This is a genomic window from Pseudomonas sp. A39 (assembly GCF_058145955.1).
Genome location: NZ_JBYVMD010000013.1, coordinates 1 through 16602, shown reverse-complemented (window position 1 = coordinate 16602; position 16602 = coordinate 1). Strand labels below are relative to the sequence as shown.

General features: G+C 63.9%; 22 protein-coding genes and 2 pseudogenes. 10 read left to right on the top strand and 14 right to left on the bottom strand.

The genetic code is table 11. The features are described from left to right. Window positions 1–170 precede the first annotated feature (170 nt). Window positions 171–605: a GNAT family N-acetyltransferase gene (locus tag AC3ZU9_RS12655; protein ID WP_122811145.1), complete on the top strand. Its 435-nt coding sequence runs from the start codon at window positions 171–173 to the stop codon at window positions 603–605. Window positions 606–648: 43 nt separating this feature from the next. Further along, entirely contained in the window at window positions 649–1119 is a 471-nt protein-coding gene (locus AC3ZU9_RS12650; RefSeq protein WP_122811146.1) for a GNAT family N-acetyltransferase, read from the top strand. 42 nt (window positions 1120–1161) lie between these two features. Here the strand turns inward: AC3ZU9_RS12650 and AC3ZU9_RS12645 are convergent, their stop codons facing one another. Next, a complete protein-coding gene (locus tag AC3ZU9_RS12645) occupies window positions 1162–1653 on the bottom strand; it encodes an HIT family protein (RefSeq protein WP_102060779.1) in 492 nt (163 codons plus the stop codon). A gap of 125 nt (window positions 1654–1778) precedes the next feature. Between AC3ZU9_RS12645 and AC3ZU9_RS12640 the strand changes: the two genes are divergently transcribed. Then, window positions 1779–2108, top strand: a complete 330-nt coding sequence (locus AC3ZU9_RS12640) for a DHCW motif cupin fold protein (RefSeq protein ID WP_490090803.1) — start codon at window positions 1779–1781, stop codon at window positions 2106–2108. A 16-nt stretch (window positions 2109–2124) separates the two neighbouring features. Here the strand turns inward: AC3ZU9_RS12640 and AC3ZU9_RS12635 are convergent, their stop codons facing one another. Beyond that, entirely contained in the window at window positions 2125–2592 is a 468-nt protein-coding gene (locus AC3ZU9_RS12635; protein ID WP_064054482.1) for a copper chaperone PCu(A)C, read from the bottom strand. Next, window positions 2592–3200 (bottom strand): SCO family protein, encoded by a 609-nt coding sequence (locus AC3ZU9_RS12630; RefSeq protein WP_320399257.1) that lies wholly within the window; start codon window positions 3198–3200, stop codon window positions 2592–2594. The genes AC3ZU9_RS12635 and AC3ZU9_RS12630 overlap by 1 nt, the downstream gene beginning before the upstream one ends. A gap of 164 nt (window positions 3201–3364) precedes the next feature. Here AC3ZU9_RS12630 and AC3ZU9_RS12625 point away from each other — a divergent pair, with 164 nt between their 5' ends. The 4 genes from AC3ZU9_RS12625 (at window position 3365) to AC3ZU9_RS12610 (ending at window position 6224) form a co-directional block, all read left to right on the top strand. Next, on the top strand, window positions 3365–3748 hold the full coding sequence (locus AC3ZU9_RS12625) for a DUF2946 domain-containing protein (RefSeq protein ID WP_012724770.1): 384 nt from the start codon (window positions 3365–3367) through the stop codon (window positions 3746–3748). Between the two features lie 62 nt (window positions 3749–3810). Then, on the top strand, window positions 3811–4356 hold the full coding sequence (locus AC3ZU9_RS12620; RefSeq protein WP_102060776.1) for a putative natural product biosynthesis protein: 546 nt from the start codon (window positions 3811–3813) through the stop codon (window positions 4354–4356). A gap of 84 nt (window positions 4357–4440) precedes the next feature. After that, a complete protein-coding gene (locus AC3ZU9_RS12615) occupies window positions 4441–4884 on the top strand; it encodes a hypothetical protein (RefSeq protein WP_122811148.1) in 444 nt (147 codons plus the stop codon). Window positions 4885–4961: 77 nt separating this feature from the next. Continuing rightward, complete coding sequence (locus AC3ZU9_RS12610; RefSeq protein ID WP_122811169.1) at window positions 4962–6224, top strand: oxygen-independent coproporphyrinogen III oxidase; 1263 nt, start codon at window positions 4962–4964, stop codon at window positions 6222–6224. Window positions 6225–6310: 86 nt separating this feature from the next. On the opposite strand, the gene AC3ZU9_RS12605 is transcribed toward AC3ZU9_RS12610, so the two are convergent. From AC3ZU9_RS12605 to AC3ZU9_RS12555, 11 genes are read right to left on the bottom strand one after another with little or no spacing between them, the layout of a single operon-like run. Next, a complete protein-coding gene (locus AC3ZU9_RS12605) occupies window positions 6311–7765 on the bottom strand; it encodes a nitrite reductase (RefSeq protein WP_122811149.1) in 1455 nt (484 codons plus the stop codon). After that, window positions 7762–8586 (bottom strand): uroporphyrinogen-III C-methyltransferase, encoded by an 825-nt coding sequence (gene cobA, locus AC3ZU9_RS12600; RefSeq protein WP_236381148.1) that lies wholly within the window; start codon window positions 8584–8586, stop codon window positions 7762–7764. Before cobA ends, AC3ZU9_RS12605 begins: the two co-directional genes overlap by 4 nt. A 43-nt stretch (window positions 8587–8629) precedes the next feature. Beyond that, window positions 8630–9808 (bottom strand): heme d1 biosynthesis radical SAM protein NirJ, encoded by a 1179-nt coding sequence (gene nirJ / locus AC3ZU9_RS12595; RefSeq protein WP_490090802.1) that lies wholly within the window; start codon window positions 9806–9808, stop codon window positions 8630–8632. 13 nt (window positions 9809–9821) lie between these two features. Then, a complete protein-coding gene (gene ahbB / locus AC3ZU9_RS12590; protein WP_122811152.1) occupies window positions 9822–10322 on the bottom strand; it encodes a siroheme decarboxylase subunit beta in 501 nt (166 codons plus the stop codon). Further along, the gene (locus tag AC3ZU9_RS12585; protein WP_122811153.1) at window positions 10297–10740 is read right to left on the bottom strand and encodes an Lrp/AsnC family transcriptional regulator; all 444 of its coding nucleotides are present in this window, start codon (window positions 10738–10740) and stop codon (window positions 10297–10299) included. The genes ahbB (AC3ZU9_RS12590) and AC3ZU9_RS12585 overlap by 26 nt, the downstream gene beginning before the upstream one ends. After that, window positions 10733–11248, bottom strand: coding sequence for a siroheme decarboxylase subunit beta (gene ahbB / locus AC3ZU9_RS12580; protein WP_122811154.1), 516 nt, complete (start codon window positions 11246–11248; stop codon window positions 10733–10735). The genes AC3ZU9_RS12585 and ahbB (AC3ZU9_RS12580) overlap by 8 nt, the downstream gene beginning before the upstream one ends. Then, complete coding sequence (locus AC3ZU9_RS12575; RefSeq protein ID WP_064054491.1) at window positions 11245–11703, bottom strand: Lrp/AsnC family transcriptional regulator; 459 nt, start codon at window positions 11701–11703, stop codon at window positions 11245–11247. The genes ahbB (AC3ZU9_RS12580) and AC3ZU9_RS12575 overlap by 4 nt, the downstream gene beginning before the upstream one ends. A gap of 1 nt (window position 11704) precedes the next feature. After that, the gene (locus AC3ZU9_RS12570) at window positions 11705–12874 is read right to left on the bottom strand and encodes a cytochrome D1 domain-containing protein (RefSeq protein WP_490090801.1); all 1170 of its coding nucleotides are present in this window, start codon (window positions 12872–12874) and stop codon (window positions 11705–11707) included. Further along, window positions 12871–13188: a c-type cytochrome gene (locus AC3ZU9_RS12565; protein WP_122811155.1), complete on the bottom strand. Its 318-nt coding sequence runs from the start codon at window positions 13186–13188 to the stop codon at window positions 12871–12873. Before AC3ZU9_RS12565 ends, AC3ZU9_RS12570 begins: the two co-directional genes overlap by 4 nt. A gap of 16 nt (window positions 13189–13204) precedes the next feature. Continuing rightward, window positions 13205–13519 (bottom strand): c-type cytochrome, encoded by a 315-nt coding sequence (locus AC3ZU9_RS12560; RefSeq protein ID WP_490090800.1) that lies wholly within the window; start codon window positions 13517–13519, stop codon window positions 13205–13207. A 24-nt stretch (window positions 13520–13543) separates the two neighbouring features. After that, window positions 13544–15217, bottom strand: coding sequence for a cytochrome D1 domain-containing protein (locus tag AC3ZU9_RS12555; RefSeq protein WP_490090799.1), 1674 nt, complete (start codon window positions 15215–15217; stop codon window positions 13544–13546). 193 nt (window positions 15218–15410) lie between these two features. Between AC3ZU9_RS12555 and AC3ZU9_RS12550 the strand changes: the two genes are divergently transcribed. The 3 genes and pseudogenes from AC3ZU9_RS12550 to AC3ZU9_RS12540 all read left to right on the top strand — a co-directional run. Further along, window positions 15411–16187, top strand: a complete 777-nt coding sequence (locus AC3ZU9_RS12550; RefSeq protein WP_102060763.1) for a CbbQ/NirQ/NorQ/GpvN family protein — start codon at window positions 15411–15413, stop codon at window positions 16185–16187. After that, a pseudogene (locus tag AC3ZU9_RS12545) lies at window positions 16171–16524 on the top strand (cytochrome c oxidase subunit 3 family protein); the annotation flags it as partial. The gene AC3ZU9_RS12550 and the pseudogene AC3ZU9_RS12545, both read left to right, overlap by 17 nt. A 2-nt stretch (window positions 16525–16526) precedes the next feature. Next, window positions 16527–16602 (top strand): annotated as a pseudogene (locus AC3ZU9_RS12540) (hypothetical protein); the annotation flags it as partial.

Here is a 16602-nt window from a genome sequence, read left to right as displayed (position 1 = left end):
TCTTCGGCGGGCGCTGTCGAATCGTCGCACCGTCCCGTTGGACTGCTCAGCAGTCCCATTTTTGGGGCCGCTTCGCGGCCCAACGGGAGCAAGCTCCCTCGCCACAGGTAAAGTGTTCGCCCTTAACTGACTCGCATTAGGTCAATCCCGCTCCCACAAGGTTTCACGCCATGCCCAGCATTCGCATCATGACCCCGACCGACTACGACGCCGTTCTCCACCTCATGCAACATACCCCCGGCATCTCTCTGCGCGACGCCGACTCCCGTGACGCCACCGAGCGTTATCTTGCGCGCAACCCTGGCTTGAGTTTTGTCGCTGAAGCCGAAGGCCGGTTGATCGCTTGCGTAATGTGCGGCCACGACGGGCGTCGTGGTTACCTGCAGCATTTGCTGGTACTGCCGGACTATCGTCGCCAGGGTATTGCGCAGGCGCTAACGCAACGCTGCCTCGACGCACTGGCGTCGTTGGGCATCCACAAATGCCACCTCGACGTGTTCAAGACCAACACCCACGCCGCCCGCTATTGGCAAGGCCAGGGTTGGAACCTGCGCACCGATATCGACCGCTATTCCTTCACCCGCCCCGGTAACGAAAACGCCTAGGGCATGCGTTAATAGGGCGATGATTTCATGGAAGGAAATTGACATGCTGGAGATCAAACGGGCCACCTCGCAGGATGCCCAAGTAGCGTTCGACATCCGCTTGCGGGCCATCCGCAGCCAATGCATTGGCGCCTATACGCACGAGCAAATGATGATGTGGACGCGGGGTAAAGCCGAAGACGGCTACAGCACCCTGATGGATAAACTGTTTTACCTGGGCTGGGTGCAGGGACAGCCGGTAGTCACCGGAATGCTTGACCTGGACAACCACGAAGTGGGCGCATTGTTTGTATTGCCTGGGTTTACCGGCTGCGGATATGGCAAGGCGATGCTGAATCATCTTGAGAATGTTGCGCGGGAACTGGCTATTGAAGAGGTGGTGCTGGATGCGACCTTGAACGCAGCGGGTTTCTATCGGGCGTGCGGGTATGTGGGGGATGAGCAGGCGATTTATCACTCGCCCTCGGGGTTGGCGTTGGCGTGTATTGCAATGACAAAACCACTGAACAGCTGATGGAACACGGCTAAAAGTGTGGGAGAAAGCGCCCACTTCGGTTTATCTCGCCGCCCGAAAAGCCGCCCGCAGCCGTGCTATCACTTGATCGACTGACGCTCCCTGAATCGGCGGCGGCATAGCGCTCTCGCCAAATTCGCGCCACACAAACAGCGTCAGCTCAGCCCCATCGGTCAGTGCTTGCTCCAGCGGTGGCGCGCCAAAACCTTGCAGCAGCCGATATCGATCATCCCGCCAGAACGCGGCTTCTACCCAGGGGTATACCGGGATGAAATGAAAGTGCAGCGGGAATCCCGGCATGTGCCCGTAACGGCTGATATACAGCCATTTCGGCGCAAGCTGCGCCTCCATCACTCGCTGGGTCTTCGCCAGCAAGCCACCCAGCTCGGCCAGTGCCGCTTCCGGCATGTCCGCCAGGGAGTGGATCGGTGCCTTGGCCCCCAGCATCAGGTAACCGGGCAATGCCGAAGCCACATGATGGTTGAGCCGCCAGTGTTCGGTTTCGTGAAGGACGTAGGCTGGGTCGATCTGCATAAGCGTATCCAGGAGAGCAGTGCAGGCAGGATACCTGTATCCCACAAAAGCGCTTGATCTGTGTCTATCGCCCGCTGCCCTAAGTGGCTAGCCTCAAGCCCCGTTAAACAACCACCGAGCCCGACATGGATCTGACTGCCGTCCCCTTTGGCACCACCGACTGGTCCACGGTCGAACCCGTGATTCACCCAGGTGTCACCGGCAACGCGCTGTGGCGCACCTGCCACTTCGGCACTACCCGCGTGCGCATGGTCGAATACACCCCCGGCTACCTGGCGGATCATTGGTGCTGGCGAGGGCATGTGCTGTTGTGCCTGGAAGGCCAATTGCACACGGAACTGGAAGATGGCCGCCAGTTCATCCTGACGGCCGGAATGAGTTACCAGGTGGGCAATGACATGGAAGGCCATCGTTCATCGACGAGCGTTGGGGCGAAGCTGTTTATTGTCGATTGAGGGGGCAAGCAGTGCATCAGTGCATCTTGCTGTGGTCCATCCCATCCAGGCCACGCGCCGGCGCGTTCACTTCAATTGCCTGCTTCTCACCCTTGGCGTTTTGCACGGTCAGGGTCAGCGGCACTTGGTCGCCTTCCTTGATCTGGCCGGTCAGGCCCATCAGCATCACGTGGTAACCGTTGGGGTCGAGGGTCACCGCTTTGCCCGCAGGCAGGGCCACCGAGTCCACCGGGCCCATGTGCATCACGTCGTCCTTCATGCTCATTTCATGGATCTGCACGTCCTTGGCCACCGGCGAGGTCACGCTCAGCAACTGGCTGTCGGTGTCGGCGGTGACGGTCATGAACGCACCGCTGGACGGTTGGCCCGGCACGCTGGCGCGCACCCACGCGTCGGTCACTTGCACCTGGGCGCTGGCGTGCGCTGCAAGGCCCAGCAGGGTCATGCCGATAAGGGTGCGTTTGAGGTGTTGAACGGCAGTCATTAGCAGACCTCCATGACGGTGAGCAGGTCTTCTGCGCACTCTTTAGCGGTAAGGGATGCCTGCAGGCCCAGGCGCAGGTTGCCACGCGTATCGAACACGAAACTGGTGGCCGTGTGGGACAGGGTGTAGGTATCGCCGGCGGGGATCTTTTCATAAAAGATCCCGAACTCCTTGGCGGCCACGGCGATTTCTTCCGGGGTGCCGTACAGCGCTTCGAAGCTCGGGTCGAAGGCCTTGACGTACCTGTCGAGGATCTCTGGCGTGTCGCGCTCCGGGTCCAGGGTGATAAACACCACTTGCATGATTTCGCCGTCGCGGCCCATCAGCTTCTTGGCCTGGGCGGCGCGCGCCAGGGTGGTCGGGCACACGGCCGGGCACTGGGTGAAACCGAAGAACACCACCGGCATCAGGCCTCGGAACGAGCTCAGGGTGACGGTTTCGCCGTCGGTGTTCTTGAGCTTGAAGGTGCGGCCCATGATCTTGTCGCTCAAGTCCTTGCCGTACTTGAAATTCAGCTTGGGGCTGTAGTCACAGCCGCCCAGCAGGCCGCCCAGGCCCAACAGGCCCATACCGGTCAGCACTTTGCGGCGGGTGAATAACGTACTCATCAACGGTGCATCCTGTGAAACGCCTGCATTGCTCTGGATCGACACATCAGGCTTTGAGGGCGCCCAGTCTACCAACCCTGGGAAGTGCACGTAATCTGCGACGTTCTGCCACAGGGGCATGCCGCGCTTCATCCTTTTGCGGCGCTGGTGGTAGAGTCGCCGCCATGAAATTGAGCCACCCCGACCGTTCGCTGATCGCCTGGGCCCTGTACTTCTGCGTGCTGATGAACCTGTTCGCCTGCGGTTTGGGGCATGGGCAGATGACGGGGCAGGCACTCAATGGCATCGGCGGGGCGTTCTGTTCGGTGGACGGCAAGCAGGCGCCACTTTCCGACAAAGGGTTGGGCAGCCCGGCTTCCAGCAACATCTCGAACTACTTTGCCTGCCCGGTGTGCAACGCCGTGACCGTTGCGCTGGTGTTCCTGATCGGCCTCGCCTGGCTGCTGGGCCTGGGGCAAACGCCGCGCCCGGCCCATGAACGGCGTAACAAGGCGCCGCCGCGATACCTCTGGCCCTCGGCCAACCCCCGCGCATCCCCCGCATTCTGACGTGTGCCTTGGGCCTCCTGAGACCAGGAGGCGTTCTATCGTCACGACTGTGAGTACATTTCATGCACCCCTTATTGCCTGCAGGCGCCTGCCGCCTGGTCAGCAAGGCGTCCCGTCGCCTGCGCGCGGAACCCGCACCGCCGGACTACCCCAGCAACTCGCGTAGCTTCGTGCACCTGGATGCACGCCTGTTGCCGTATTGGCACAGCCTGTTCGACCTCTGCCCGGCGCTGCTCAAACTCGACCCGCCCGAGGGCCTGAACCTGTTTCGCAGTTTCATGACCTGGGCGTATCGCAACCGTCCGCCGTTGGATTGGACCTATCACCTGAACGTCTGTCGCTGGCTGCTGGGCTCGCCGTACCGTGCGCAGATCGACGATGAACCGATCGAGGCATTCATGGCCGCGGCGGCTGCCGGATGGGTCAATGCCGATCAGAGCGAGGCCCATGGCGTGGTGCTGGCCTGGCAGGGCATGCGCGTGTTCGATTGGAAAGGCGCCCCGCTCAAGGGTGCCGAACATCAGGTACTGCCAGCGCCGTTATGGGATTTCGCCTGGTGCCCGTTGACAGACCGAGGCGAATTCGGTGGTTGGTTGCGCGTGCCATGAGAGGCGCTTGATCGACATCAAGGTCGCTCGGCGTGCGGGCCTGCATAGTGGGCTCCCCACGGCGGGCCCTTCTGCGAGGCCACCATGCTTTACCTGCTGTTTTTGCTGGCCCATCTGTTCGCGGCGCTGATCTTTATCGGCACGGTGTTTTTCGAAGTACTGATCCTGGCGAGTCTGCATCGGCAATTGCCCAACCGGGTGATGCTGCTGGTCGAGCAGGGCATCGGCCAGCGTGCCCGGGTGTTGATGCCGTGGGTGTTGCTGGTGCTGTTCGGCGCCGGGATCGGCATGGTCGGGTTGCGTTATTTGCCCGTACTCGCCGCGCCTTTCGCCTCGTCCTTCGGCACCTTGCTCACCCTCAAACTGATCCTCGCCGCCAGTGTGTTGCTGCACTTTCTGTTGACGATGCTGCGCATGCGGCTCGGTCGCGTGGGGCCGCGTTATTTGCGTTTTGTGCACTTGAGCCTGTTCGCCCATATGGTCGCGATTGTGCTGTTGGCCAAAAGCATGTTTTACCTCAGCGGGTAAAGCCCTTGATGCATATCAAGGTGCGCCGTGGCGTCGCACCGGACAATGACGGACCGTCGCCGGCCCCGGAGCCCGTCATGCACACCGTCATTCCTCTCGTACGTGCGCGCCACGATCAAGGTGTACTGGACCTGAATGGGCAGGCCGATGTCCGCAGGTTTCACGCGGGCATCGGCTCCCTCGACGTATTGCGTGCATTGCGCAGCAGTCGCCAACGGCAACGCCCGCTGGCCTTGACCCTGCACTGGCCGGCCAGCACCCCCAGCGATGCTTACCGGCGCAGCCTGGCCCAGGAGATTCATTTGATCGGCTGCCACCTCGGCAGCCGCCAGCCGGTGGACTACCTCCAGTGGCGCGGGGCAGCGCCGATTGGCGATGTGCAAGCGCTGATGACCCCTCTGCTTGAACGCTTGCACTTCCATGAGCATGACCGCGGCGACTACGGCATCGACCTCGACCCTCGCCACACCGATTGGGCCGGCGTCGGCCTGCTGCGCGACCTTGGGTTCAACCGCATGTGCATTGGTGTGCCCGATGCGCGTGCCGAGGATGCCTATTCCCAGGCGTACTACCGCGACCCGGCGCCGATTCAATCGTTGATCGATGCGGCGCGCACCTTTGACTTTCGCTCGGTCAGTGTCGACCTGGGCTATGGGAGCGCCTGGCAGACCTTGGCCAGTTTCGAGCTGAAACTGGCCAGCCTGATCGCCCTGGAACCGGACCGCCTGCAGGTGTTTGACTACGCCCGGCCACCAAGCCGTTACCTGGCGCAATCGCCCTCGGCGCTGTGCAACGCGGCGGATAAAACCGCCATGCGCCAGCTGTGCTACGAACACCTGGACGCAGCGGGTTACCACTACATCGGCCTGGGCCAGTTTGCCCGTGGCGACGATGACCTCACCCAGGCCCAGGAGCGCGGTCGGCTGAGTCGCACCTGCGAAGGTTTTACCCTGCACGGTTACTGCGACCATATCGGGTTGGGCCTGGGCGCCATCAGCCAGATCGACACGCTGTGCGCGCAGAACGCCACGGACGAACATGTCTACGCACAGGCGTTGGAGAACGGCCAACTCGCCACCTGCCAGGGCTGGCAACGCGACGCGGGCGATGCACTGCGCGACTGCGTAGTGGAACGCCTGGCCTGTGATCTGGAACTGGATATCCAGGGCATCGAGCGGCGATACGGCGTGATCTTCGCACGCTACTTCTCATCGATCTGGCCGCAGCTGGAAGAGTGGAACCGCGATGGCCTGATTGAATTGTCGGCACAGTTCCTGTGTGTCCTGCCAGCCGGGCGTACCCAGGTGGATAGATTGTGCCGGTTGTTCGAAGCGCCCTAGCAGGCCTCATCAGTGGCCCAATCCGGATCAAGGTGTGGGAGCGGTTTATGGCCGATAACGCCGTCGCACACCTGTAAACCCATGCCTCAGTGCGATGTGCCCTCGGCAAACTCGATCTTGTTGCCCACGTTGTATTTGCCCGACGGTTTGTTCATGGGCAGGCGTTTGATCTCCTTGAGTGTCTGGCTGTCGTAGACGATCAGCGCGCCGTCGGTGGCCCAGATGCTCAGCAGCACGTAACGCCCGTCGCGGGTGAACTCCACGTGCGCTGCGGTCTTGCCCGGTACCGGTCGCAGGGTGTGGGCGATTTCCAGGGTTTGCTTGTCGATCAGGTGGATCGCGTCGTTGTCCGGCCCGAAAAACACGTCGCTCCACACGTAGCGTGAGTTGATATGGCTGCGCATGAAAAAGCCCGGGCCCAGGGTGGGGATCTGCTTGATCAGTTTCCAGCTGACGGGGTCGAGCACGCTGATTTGCCCTTGGCTGATGTTCGGTGTGGCGAATACCCATTTTCCATCGCGTTGCCAATAGGTGCCCGAGCCCAGGTGCGGCATACCCGCCAGCGGGATATCGGTGACCACTGCGCCGGAGTCCAGGTCGATCACTTGGCCGCCACCGGCCTTGCGTGAAGTGGCGAGCAACTGGCGGTAATCGGGGGTGAAGGAGAAGTCGTCGAGCACATCCCGCGCCGCTATGCGCCGGGGCTCCCAGCTGGGCTGCGTCGCCGCGTAGGACAGTTCCCAGATTTCATTCACATCCTTGAGCGCCACTACAAAACTGTTGCGCGGCGGCGCGGTATACACGGCGCTGACCCGCGAGCCGGTGTCCAGCGTCTTGACCAGCGACAGGTCGCGCGCATCGAGCACCACCAGGTTGCCCGGCAGGTAGTTGCCCACCAACACCCAGCGGCCATCCTTGCTCACCGCCAGGTTGCGGGTGTTGAGCCCGGCACGGGTTTCGGCGATCAGTTTGAGGTTGTGCAGGTCGTACAGGCTGATCCAGCCATCGCGGGAAGCAAAATACACGAAGCGCCCATCCGGCGAGAACTTCGGCCCGCCGTGCACGGCAAAGTGGCTGGCGAAGCGGTCCAGCACGGTAAAGCGATCGCCGTCGAGAATATCGATGTGATGGTCGCCGGATTCCACCACCACAAACAGGTTCAGCGGGTCGGCGTGGTGTTGCGGGGTGCTGGGCAACTGGCTCAGGTCTGCCAGCAGACGATGGCTGGTGCGGATCGCCTGTTCGTTCCAGGTGGCGGGGGTGGCCGGCGGTTGCTGCAGGAAGTCCGCCAAGCCATCAATCTGCGCGGCATTCAGCTGCGCCGCAAACCCGGCCATCTGGCTGGCGGGGCGGCCTTGTTCGATGACCTTGCGCACCTCGTCCGGCTTGATGCGCCCCAGGCTTTCCGGCAGCAACGCCGGGCCGGTGGCGCCGATACGGTTGAGGCCATGGCAGCCTGCGCAATACTGCTGGTAATCCTGCGCCGGCGTGCCATGGGCGGCCGAAGCCCAGAGCAGCGGCACCAGCAGCAGGCGTTTCATACCGCCACCGGTACGCGGGGCGCCGACAGGCTGGCGGGATAGTGCAGGCTGGCCCCGGCAAACAGGTTCACCACCTGGCCGATCACGGTGAGCGTCGGCACACCCGGTTCGCAGTCGGCAGCCAGGGTCGGCAGCTGGCGCAGGGTGCCTCGGGCCACCTGCTGGTCGGCGCGTGCACCGTTGCTGATCAAGGCAGCCGGGGTGTCCGCCGGCAGACCGGCTGCCACCAGGTGTTCGGCGATCAGTGCCAGGTTCGACAGGCCCATGTAGAACACCAGGGTCTGGCTCGGCTCGGCCAGGCTGGCCCAGGGCAATTTCAAGGCGCCGTCGCGCTGCAAGTGCCCGGTGACGAAACGGCAGGAGTTGACCAGGTCGCGGTGGGTCAGCGGGATACCCGCGTAGGCGCTGCAGCCGGACGCGGCGGTGATCCCCGGCACCACCTGGCAGGGAATGTCCCGCGCCAGCAGGTATTCGAGTTCCTCGGCACCGCGCCCGAAGATAAAGGGGTCGCCGCCCTTGAGGCGCACCACCCGTTGGCCCTGGTCGGCCAACTCGGCCAGCAGTTCGTTGAGTTGGTCCTGGGGCAGGCTGTGGTAACCGCTGGCCTTGCCCACGTAATGGCGGGCGCAGGTCAGGGGGACCAGCGCCAGCAGTTCGGCGCTGATCAGGCGGTCGAACACCACCGCGTCGGCCTGCATCAACAGGCTCCAGGCGCGCAGGGTGAGCAGGCGTGGGTCGCCGGGGCCGGCGCCGACCAATGCGACTTCACCGGGGTGGAAGGGGCTGTGCAAACTGGCGGGTAGGGCGGTGGCTGTGTGCATGAGACGTCCTTGGTTCATCATCAGGTAGGCGCCCTCGGTTGTGTCACCGGGTGGCGCAAGGGATCAGGGTGAGCGGCTGGCGGGCGATCTCGGTGTCGCTGAGGTGGCAACCGGGGTCCTGGCCCCAGAGGTCGCCGTCGGCCCAGGCGCGGGTGCGCGTGTTGCCGTTGCAGATCGCCAGCCAGCGGCATTCGGCGCAGCGCCCGCCGACGTTGCGCGGGTGCTCACGCAGGCGCAGCAGCAACGGGTCGGGCTGGTCCAGCCAGAGCTGGCGGAAGGGGGTGTTGCGCACATTGCCTACCGAGTGCTGCCACCAATAGGTGTCCGGGTGTACCTCGCCGGTGTTGTCGATATTGGCGATGCCGCTGCCCGACGCGTTGCCGCCCCAGCCATGCAGCAGCTGTTCAAGCTGCGGGTAGTGTTCGGGCAAGTGGCGGTGCACCCATTGCAGCAACAGCACCGCGTCGGCGTCGTTGTTGCCACTGACGAAATCGCTGTCGATGCCGTGTTCGATGTCGTGCCAGGCCTGCTGGAAAATCAGCGCCATGGCGTCGCGGCTCATCTGCCGGTGCGCATCCAATTGGCGGCTGCGTTTGCCGCGCCCGCTGTAGTTGAGGTGCGACAGGTAGAACTTCTGCACATCGTAGGTGCGCATCAGCGCCAGCAACTGCGGCAGTTGTGCGTGATTGTCCTGGGTCAGGGTGGTGCGCAGGCCCACGCGAATCCCAGCCTCGCGGCACAGGCGGATGGCATGCATGGAGCGCTGGAAACTGCCGTGCAGTTGACGGAACGCGTCGTGGGTGGCCTCCAGGCCATCGATGCTGATGCCGACATAGTCAAAGCGCGCATCGGCGATCTGCTGGATATTCTGCTCATCGATCAGCGTGCCATTGGTCGACAGCGCGACGAAAAAACCTTTGTCGCGGGCATAGGTACTGAGCTGGAACAGGTCGTCGCGCAACAGCGGTTCGCCCCCCGACAGGATCAGCACGCGCACCCCGGCAGCCTGCAGGTCATCAATCACCGCCCGTGCGGCGGCGGTGTCCAATTCATCGCGGAACACGCTGTCGGCGCTGGTCGCGTAGCAGTGTTTGCAGGTGAGGTTGCAGCGCCTGAGCAGGTTCCAGATCACCACGGGGGGCCGGTTGCTGCCGGGGGGCGAGGTGCGCGGTGGCGGGCACTGGCCGGCGAGGGTGCGCAGGTACTGACTGATCCGCAGCATAGGGAGGCTCCTTCTAGTGCGAGGGGGTCAGGCGCAAGCCGGTTTTTTTCAGGATGCGGCTGCTCACCAACATCTCGTCGGCGCGGCACGCGTCACCCAACAGGTAGCGCAGGTGCTCACGGTAACTGTCGATTTCCTCGCGGCTGCGCCCATGCACCATGGCGAACAGGTTGTAGGGCCAGTCGGGCCTGCGCGGGCGCCGGTAGCAATGGCTGACGAAGGGCTGTGCACCGAGTAACTCACCCAGGCGTGGCATCTGCTCGTCGGCCACGTTCCACACGGTCATGCCGTTGTGGCGATAACCCAGGCGGTAATGGTTGGGCACGGCGGCGATGCGCCGGATCGCGCCTTCGGCCTGCAGGCGCTTGAGCAGGTCCAGGGTCGATTCGACGCTGATGCCCAATTGCTCGGCGAGCCATGCCCACGGGTCTTCCACCAGCGGCAGGCCGCTTTGGGTGAGGGCGATCAGGCGCAGGGCCAGGGCGTTGTCAGACCGGGAAATACACACCGACATGGTAGGTTTGCTCCTTCGGCAGATTGAGCACCGCCAACCCCGTGAGGGCTTCGATGCGGGACAGGGTGGCGGCCAATTCCGCCTCGCTGGCGCAGGCCAGTACGAACCACATGTTCCAGCGGTGGTCGCGGCGATAGTTGTGGGCCACCTGGGGCAGTGCGTTGAGTTGCGCGGCCACCGCGTAAAATTGGGGTTCGGGCACCGCCAGGGCGGCGAGGGTGAAGGCACCGCCGAGGCGCTCGATGTCGAACATCGGGCCGAAGCGGGTCAGTACGTCGTCTTCGAGCAGGACATGCAGGCGGTCAAGCAGTTCGTCGGGACTGCTGTGCAGTTCCTCGGCCACCGGCTGCCAGGGCTGGCGCACCAGCGGCAAGCCGCGTTGCAGGCGATTGATCAAGCGCCTATCGAGATCATCCATGCGCCCATACCTGTGAGGGCGGCGGCGCAAAGCGGCCACCGCATTGTTTGTAGGCGCGGTTGCTGAACAGCAACTGGTGGGGCAGGTCGCTGAGCTGATGCTGGTGCAGCACCGCCTGGATATGCTCGGTCACGGCTTCACGCTGGCGCCCGTGCACCATGCAGAACAGGTTGTAGCGCCACTGCGGCAAGCGGCGCGGGCGCTGGTAACACAGGTTGATGCCGGCCGCGCGGCCCAGGCGTGTACCCACCTCATCCACCAGCGCGTCCGGCACATCGAGCACCAACATGGCGTTGGCGACAAAACCCAGGGCGCGATGGTTCAGCACCAGACCGACGCGGCGGAACAGGCCTTGCTCGTGCCATTGCTGCATCTGCTGCAGCACTTGGTCGTGATGGGCACCGATCTGCTTCGCCAGGTCCTCATAGGGCCGCACGACAAGGGGCAAGCCGCGCTCCAGGCACTGGCGCAGGTCGAGCATCTGCTCGTGGCTCAGGGGCGAGATCACAGGTGTGCTCCCAGGGAAAACCCGAGGTCGATGCGGTAGGCGGTGAGCATCGGCAGGTCCAGGGGGCAGAGGCCGGTGTCCTTTTCCAGCTCCTCAAGCACCTGTTCCAGGTGCTGGCGATGCGGGCCGGTCAGCACGAACCACAGGTTGTAATGGTGTTCGCGCGCATAGTTGTGGTTGACCTCCGGGTACTGGCTGACACGGCGGGCCACCTGCTCCAGGCGCTCGATCGGCACGGCCAGGGCGGCCAGGGTGCTGGCGCCGGCGCGGGTGTGTTCGAACACAGGGCCGATGCGTGACAAGGCCCCGGCCAATTCCAGGCGTTGCAGGCAGGCCATCAACTCGGCTTCGCTGCAACCCAGCACCTGGGCCATTTCCCGGTAAGGTTCGGCGCACAGCGGCATGCCGTGCTGGTAGCGTTCGATCAACTGCTGGCTGAGCAGGTCAAGGTCCATCTCAATACCCCATTTTTTGCGCACGGCTGCTGAAGAAAATTCCGCTGGGGCTCAAGGCCGGCAAGGTCTTGAGCAGGGTCAGGCGATACGGGTCCCAGACCTGCACCTGGGCGCCATCGCGCACCGACAGCCACAGCTGCTCGCCACGCCCGGTGAACTCCATGTGCAACACGCCGGGGCCGGGGCGCAGGTCGGCGACGATCTGGTGGGTTTCACTGTCGAGCACCTGCACGCGGTCGTTGTCCGGGTAGGCGAAGTTCACCCACAGCTGGCGTCCGTCCGGCCGTGCGGTGACGAAGATCGGTTGGCCGGCCACCGCGATGGCGGCGGTCTGCTGCCAACTGCGTGCGTCCATCACCAGCACCTGGTGGCGCCCCACGGCGGGCACGAACGCCTGGTTATCGGCCACGGCCCAGCCTTCGAGGTGAGGCATCTTGTACACCGGCAACTTTTCCTGGCCGCGACCGTAGTCGGCCAATACGCGTTTTACGCCGTGTTCGGGGTGCCACAGGTCGAGCTGGGCCATGCCGTCCTCGCCGAACAGGCCGGCCATGTAATAGCGGCCGTCGGCGGTGATCAGGGCGTCGTAGGGTTGCTCGCCAATCCCGGTGAACCGGGTGATCTTCGGCGTGTTGCCCTGGCTGAAATCCGCACTCCAGATCTCGCCTGTGTCGAACAGGCTGAACACAAAACGTTGGCCGGGCGCATCCACCAGGCCCACCACCCGCGAGCGTTTGCCGTCGGGCAGGGCGGTGGCGGGGATGTCGGCGACCAGTGCCAGGGTCACGGCATCGAACACCTTGACCCCGCCGGGCTGGTAGTTGGAGACGGCAATCAGGCGCCCATCCTGGCTGATGGCGCCGCCAATGCTGTTGCCACCCTGGAGAATGCGTTTTTCGATGCGTTGGCCCAGCAGGTCGACTTGGGTCAGCCCGCCGTCACGGCCAAATACATAGGCCTGGCGCTGGTCGCGGGAAAACACCACCGAGGCATGAGACAGGTCGCCCAGGCCCTCGATGCGCGCCAGGCTCTGCATGCCGGTGGTTTCAATGATTTGCACACTGGCGGTGGTGCGTTCGATCACCAGGCCCAGGTCGCCGGTGCCGCGCAACGCAGGCTGGGTGCAGGCGCCGAGCAGCAGGCACAGGGCTAAACAGGTGGGGCGGGTCATGGTGCGGGGCTTCCTTGCAAGAGACGGTCGACCAACCAGGCGATGTCGTCGGCGCTGAGCAGCGGTGCCCAGCCGGGCATCGCACGGGCAGGGCGGCCATGGGTCACGGTGGCAATCAGGCTGTCGCGGCTGTGCCCGGCGAGGGCCTCGGGTGTCAGGGGCGGACCCAGGCCGCCAGTGAGGTACAGACCGTGGCAGGCGCCGCAGTCCTGGGTCAGCAGGTGTTCCAGGCGGGTGGCGTCAGGTGTCGCCGCCGCCCGCGTGGGAATCAGCAAAAGCAGCGCCAGGGCGGTACCGATCATCGATGCTTTCATGGCGCGCTCCTCGGGGTTATTTCAAGCTCAGGACCCAGTCGGCGAGTACCTTGGCTTCGTCATCCGTGACGGGGTTGGGTGGCATCGGGATCGGCCCCCAGTTGCCCAGGGTGCCGTTCTTGATGTGGCCGGCCAGCGTTGCAGCGGCGTCTTTCACGCCGGCATTCTTGGCCGCCACGTCCTTCAAGGCCGGGCCCACCAGTTTGCTGTCGATGGAATGGCAGGCTGCGCAGGGCTTGCTCTTGAACAAGGCCGGGCCGTCTTGTGCCAGCACCGGTTGCAGGCTGAGCGCAGCGGCGGTTGCCAGCAATGCGAGGAGAATATTTTTCATTGGGTGACCTCGTGTTGATGGGGCTCAATAAATATCGTGTTGGGTGTTGAACACGTTGAACTTGCCGGTGGGGGTGATCAGGCGCTTGTCCTTGATCACCTGCTTGAGCTTCAAGGTTTTGTCGTCGATCACCACCAGCGCCGACTCTTCGGTCTGGCCGTTCCACACCGAGAACCACACCTCGTCGCCGGCCTTGTTGTATTCCGGTTGCACCACGCGCAACGCGCCTTGCTTGATGCCGGAATACTCGGCAATCGGCAGCACGCTGTAGCCCTTGTCGAGGTGGTTGATGTCGAACACCGCCACGGATTGGCTGAGCTTGGTGTCGGGGTTGAGCGTGGTGTCCACATAGAGGTGGTGGGAGTTGGGGTGGGTCTTGATAAACAGCGAACCGCCGCCCTGGCCCTTCAGTGATGCCACCTGTTTCCAGGCGTACTGCGCGTGCTTGACCGGGTCGGTGCCGATCAGCGAAATACCGCCGTCACCCAAATGGCTGGTGGCCCACACCGGCCCGTATTGCGGATGGACGAAGTTGGCGCCACGGCCGGGATGCGGGGTCTTGCCGACGTCCACCAGGGCGGTGAGCGTGCGCAATTTGGAGTCGATCACCGCCACCTTGTTCGAGTTGTTGGCCGCCGTGAGGAAGTAGCGGTGAGTGCTGTCCCAGCCGCCGTCATGCAGGAACGGTGCGGCATCGATGGTGGTGATGGTGAGGTTCTTGATGTCCTGGTAATTGACCAGCATCACCTTGCCGGTTTCCTTGACGTTGACGATGAACTCCGGCCATTCGTGGGACGCAATGATCGCCGCCACCCGCGGTTCGGGGTGGTACTCCTGCTTGTCCACGGTCATGCCACGCGTGGACACGATCTGCTTGGGCTCGAGGGTCTCGCCATCCATGATAGTGAACTGCGGCGGCCAGTAAGAGCCTGCGATCGTGTACTTGTCTTCAAAGCCCTTGTACTTGGAGGTTTCCACCGAGCGCGCTTCGATACCCACCTTGATCTCGGCGACCTTGGTCGGCTCGGCGGGCCACAGGTCGATCATGTCGATCTTGGCGTCGCGGCCGATCACCAGCAGGTAGCGGCCGGAGGCGGAGATCCGCGAAATATGCACGGCGTAGCCGGTGTCGATGAGTTTGACGATCTGCTTGGTGTCGCCGTCAATCAGGGCGATCTTGCCGTCGTCGCGCAGGGTCACGGAAAACAGGTTTTCCAGGTTGAGTGTGTTCAGCTGTTTCTTTGGCCGGTCTGCGGGTTTGACCAGCACTTTCCAGGTCTTGAGCGTCTCGGCCATGCCCCATTCCGGCGGGGTGGGCGCGGTGTGCTGGATAAACGTGGCCATGCTGGTGATCTGCGCCTTGGTCAACGCATTGGAGGTGCCCCAGTTCGGCATGCCGGCGGGCGAACCGTAGGTGATCAACGCTTCCAGGTAGGCCTGGCCCCGCGCCTGGGTGATGTCCGGGGTCAGCGGTTTGCCGGTGGCGCCCTTGCGCAGCACACCGTGGCAACCGGCGCAGCGCTCGAAGTAAATCTGCTTGGAGGTGTCGAAGTCGGCCTGGCTCATGTCCGGCGCGCCGACGGTGTGCACCACGGCAGGGGTGGCGGCGCCATGGGCGCTCAAGGGCAGGGCGAGGGCCAGCGCGCAACTCAGGCTGGCGAGGCTCAAGGTGAAGGTTGTTCTGTTGCGAGTCAGCATTCCATGTACTCCTCAGGCGAGACCTTTGCGGTGCCGCGCAACGTGTGCGGGCGCAGGTTCTTAGTGCCAGGCCAGACTATGGCGAGGTGTTGGAATGCTCGCTTGACGGCGATCAAGTTTGCCGGGGACAGCGCTTGCCAGGTTGTCGCAGGGGCCCTTAGCGTGGCCGTCGAACCTGCCTTGGATACCTGCCATGACTGAGCCTTTCTACCAGCCCCTCGACAACGAACAGGTGCTGTTCGAACACGCGTGGCGCCACCGTATGCCGGTGCTGATCAAAGGCCCGACCGGTTGCGGCAAGACCCGCTTCGTGCAGCACATGGCGCACCGCCTGAACTTGCCGCTGTACACCGTGGCCTGCCACGACGACCTCAGCGCCGCCGACCTGGTCGGCCGCCATCTGATCGGCACCCAAGGCACCTGGTGGCAAGACGGCCCCCTGACCCGCGCCGTGCGCGAGGGCGGCATCTGCTACCTGGATGAAGTGATCGAAGCGCGCCAGGACACCACCGTAGTCCTGCACCCGGTGGCCGACGACCGCCGTGAGCTGTACCTGGAACGCACCGGCGAAGTGGTCAAGGCGCCGCCGTCGTTCATGCTGGTGGTGTCGTACAACCCCGGCTACCAGAACCTGCTCAAAGGCATGAAGCCCAGCACCCGCCAGCGCTTCGTCGCGATGCGCTTCGACTACCCGGCAGCCGCCGACGAAGCGCGCATCGTGGCCCAGGAGGCCCAGGTGGACAGCGCGTTGGCGACCGAAGTGGTGCGCCTGGGCCAGGCCCTGCGGCGTCTTGATCAACACGACCTGGAGGAAGTCGCGTCCACACGCCTGCTGATCTTCACCGCCCGCCTGATCGCCGCCGGCATGCCACCGCGCGAAGCCTGCATGGCGTGCCTGGTCCAGGCCCTGAGCGACGACCCGCAGACCGTCGCGGCGCTGATGGACGTGGTCGATGTGCACTTCGCCTGAGGCCCGGCGCCTGCCGGGGGATTTGGCGATGTGGTTTTTCATCCTTGCCGAGTTGACGGTGTTTGCGATCTTGATCCTGGCGTTTGTGGTGATGCAGCGGCTGGAGCCTCAGGTGTTTGCCGTGGGGCGTTTGGCGCTGGATACCTCCACCGGGTTGGCGATGACCTTGAGCCTGCTGACCGCCGGGTTGCTCGCAGCGCTGGGGTTGCAGCAAGTGCGCGCGGGCTGTTTGCGACGTGGGGCCGGGTTGTTTGGTTGTGCGTGGCTGGTGGCGCTGGTGTATGTGGGGATCAAGCTCACGGAATACACCCATCTGGCGGGTGTTGGGCTGGGGATGGCCTGGCGGTGCCGGGCGGTAAGTACGATGGCCGTGCGCATATCGCCGATGCGTTGCAGCGCGGTGCTGCGGCAGTGG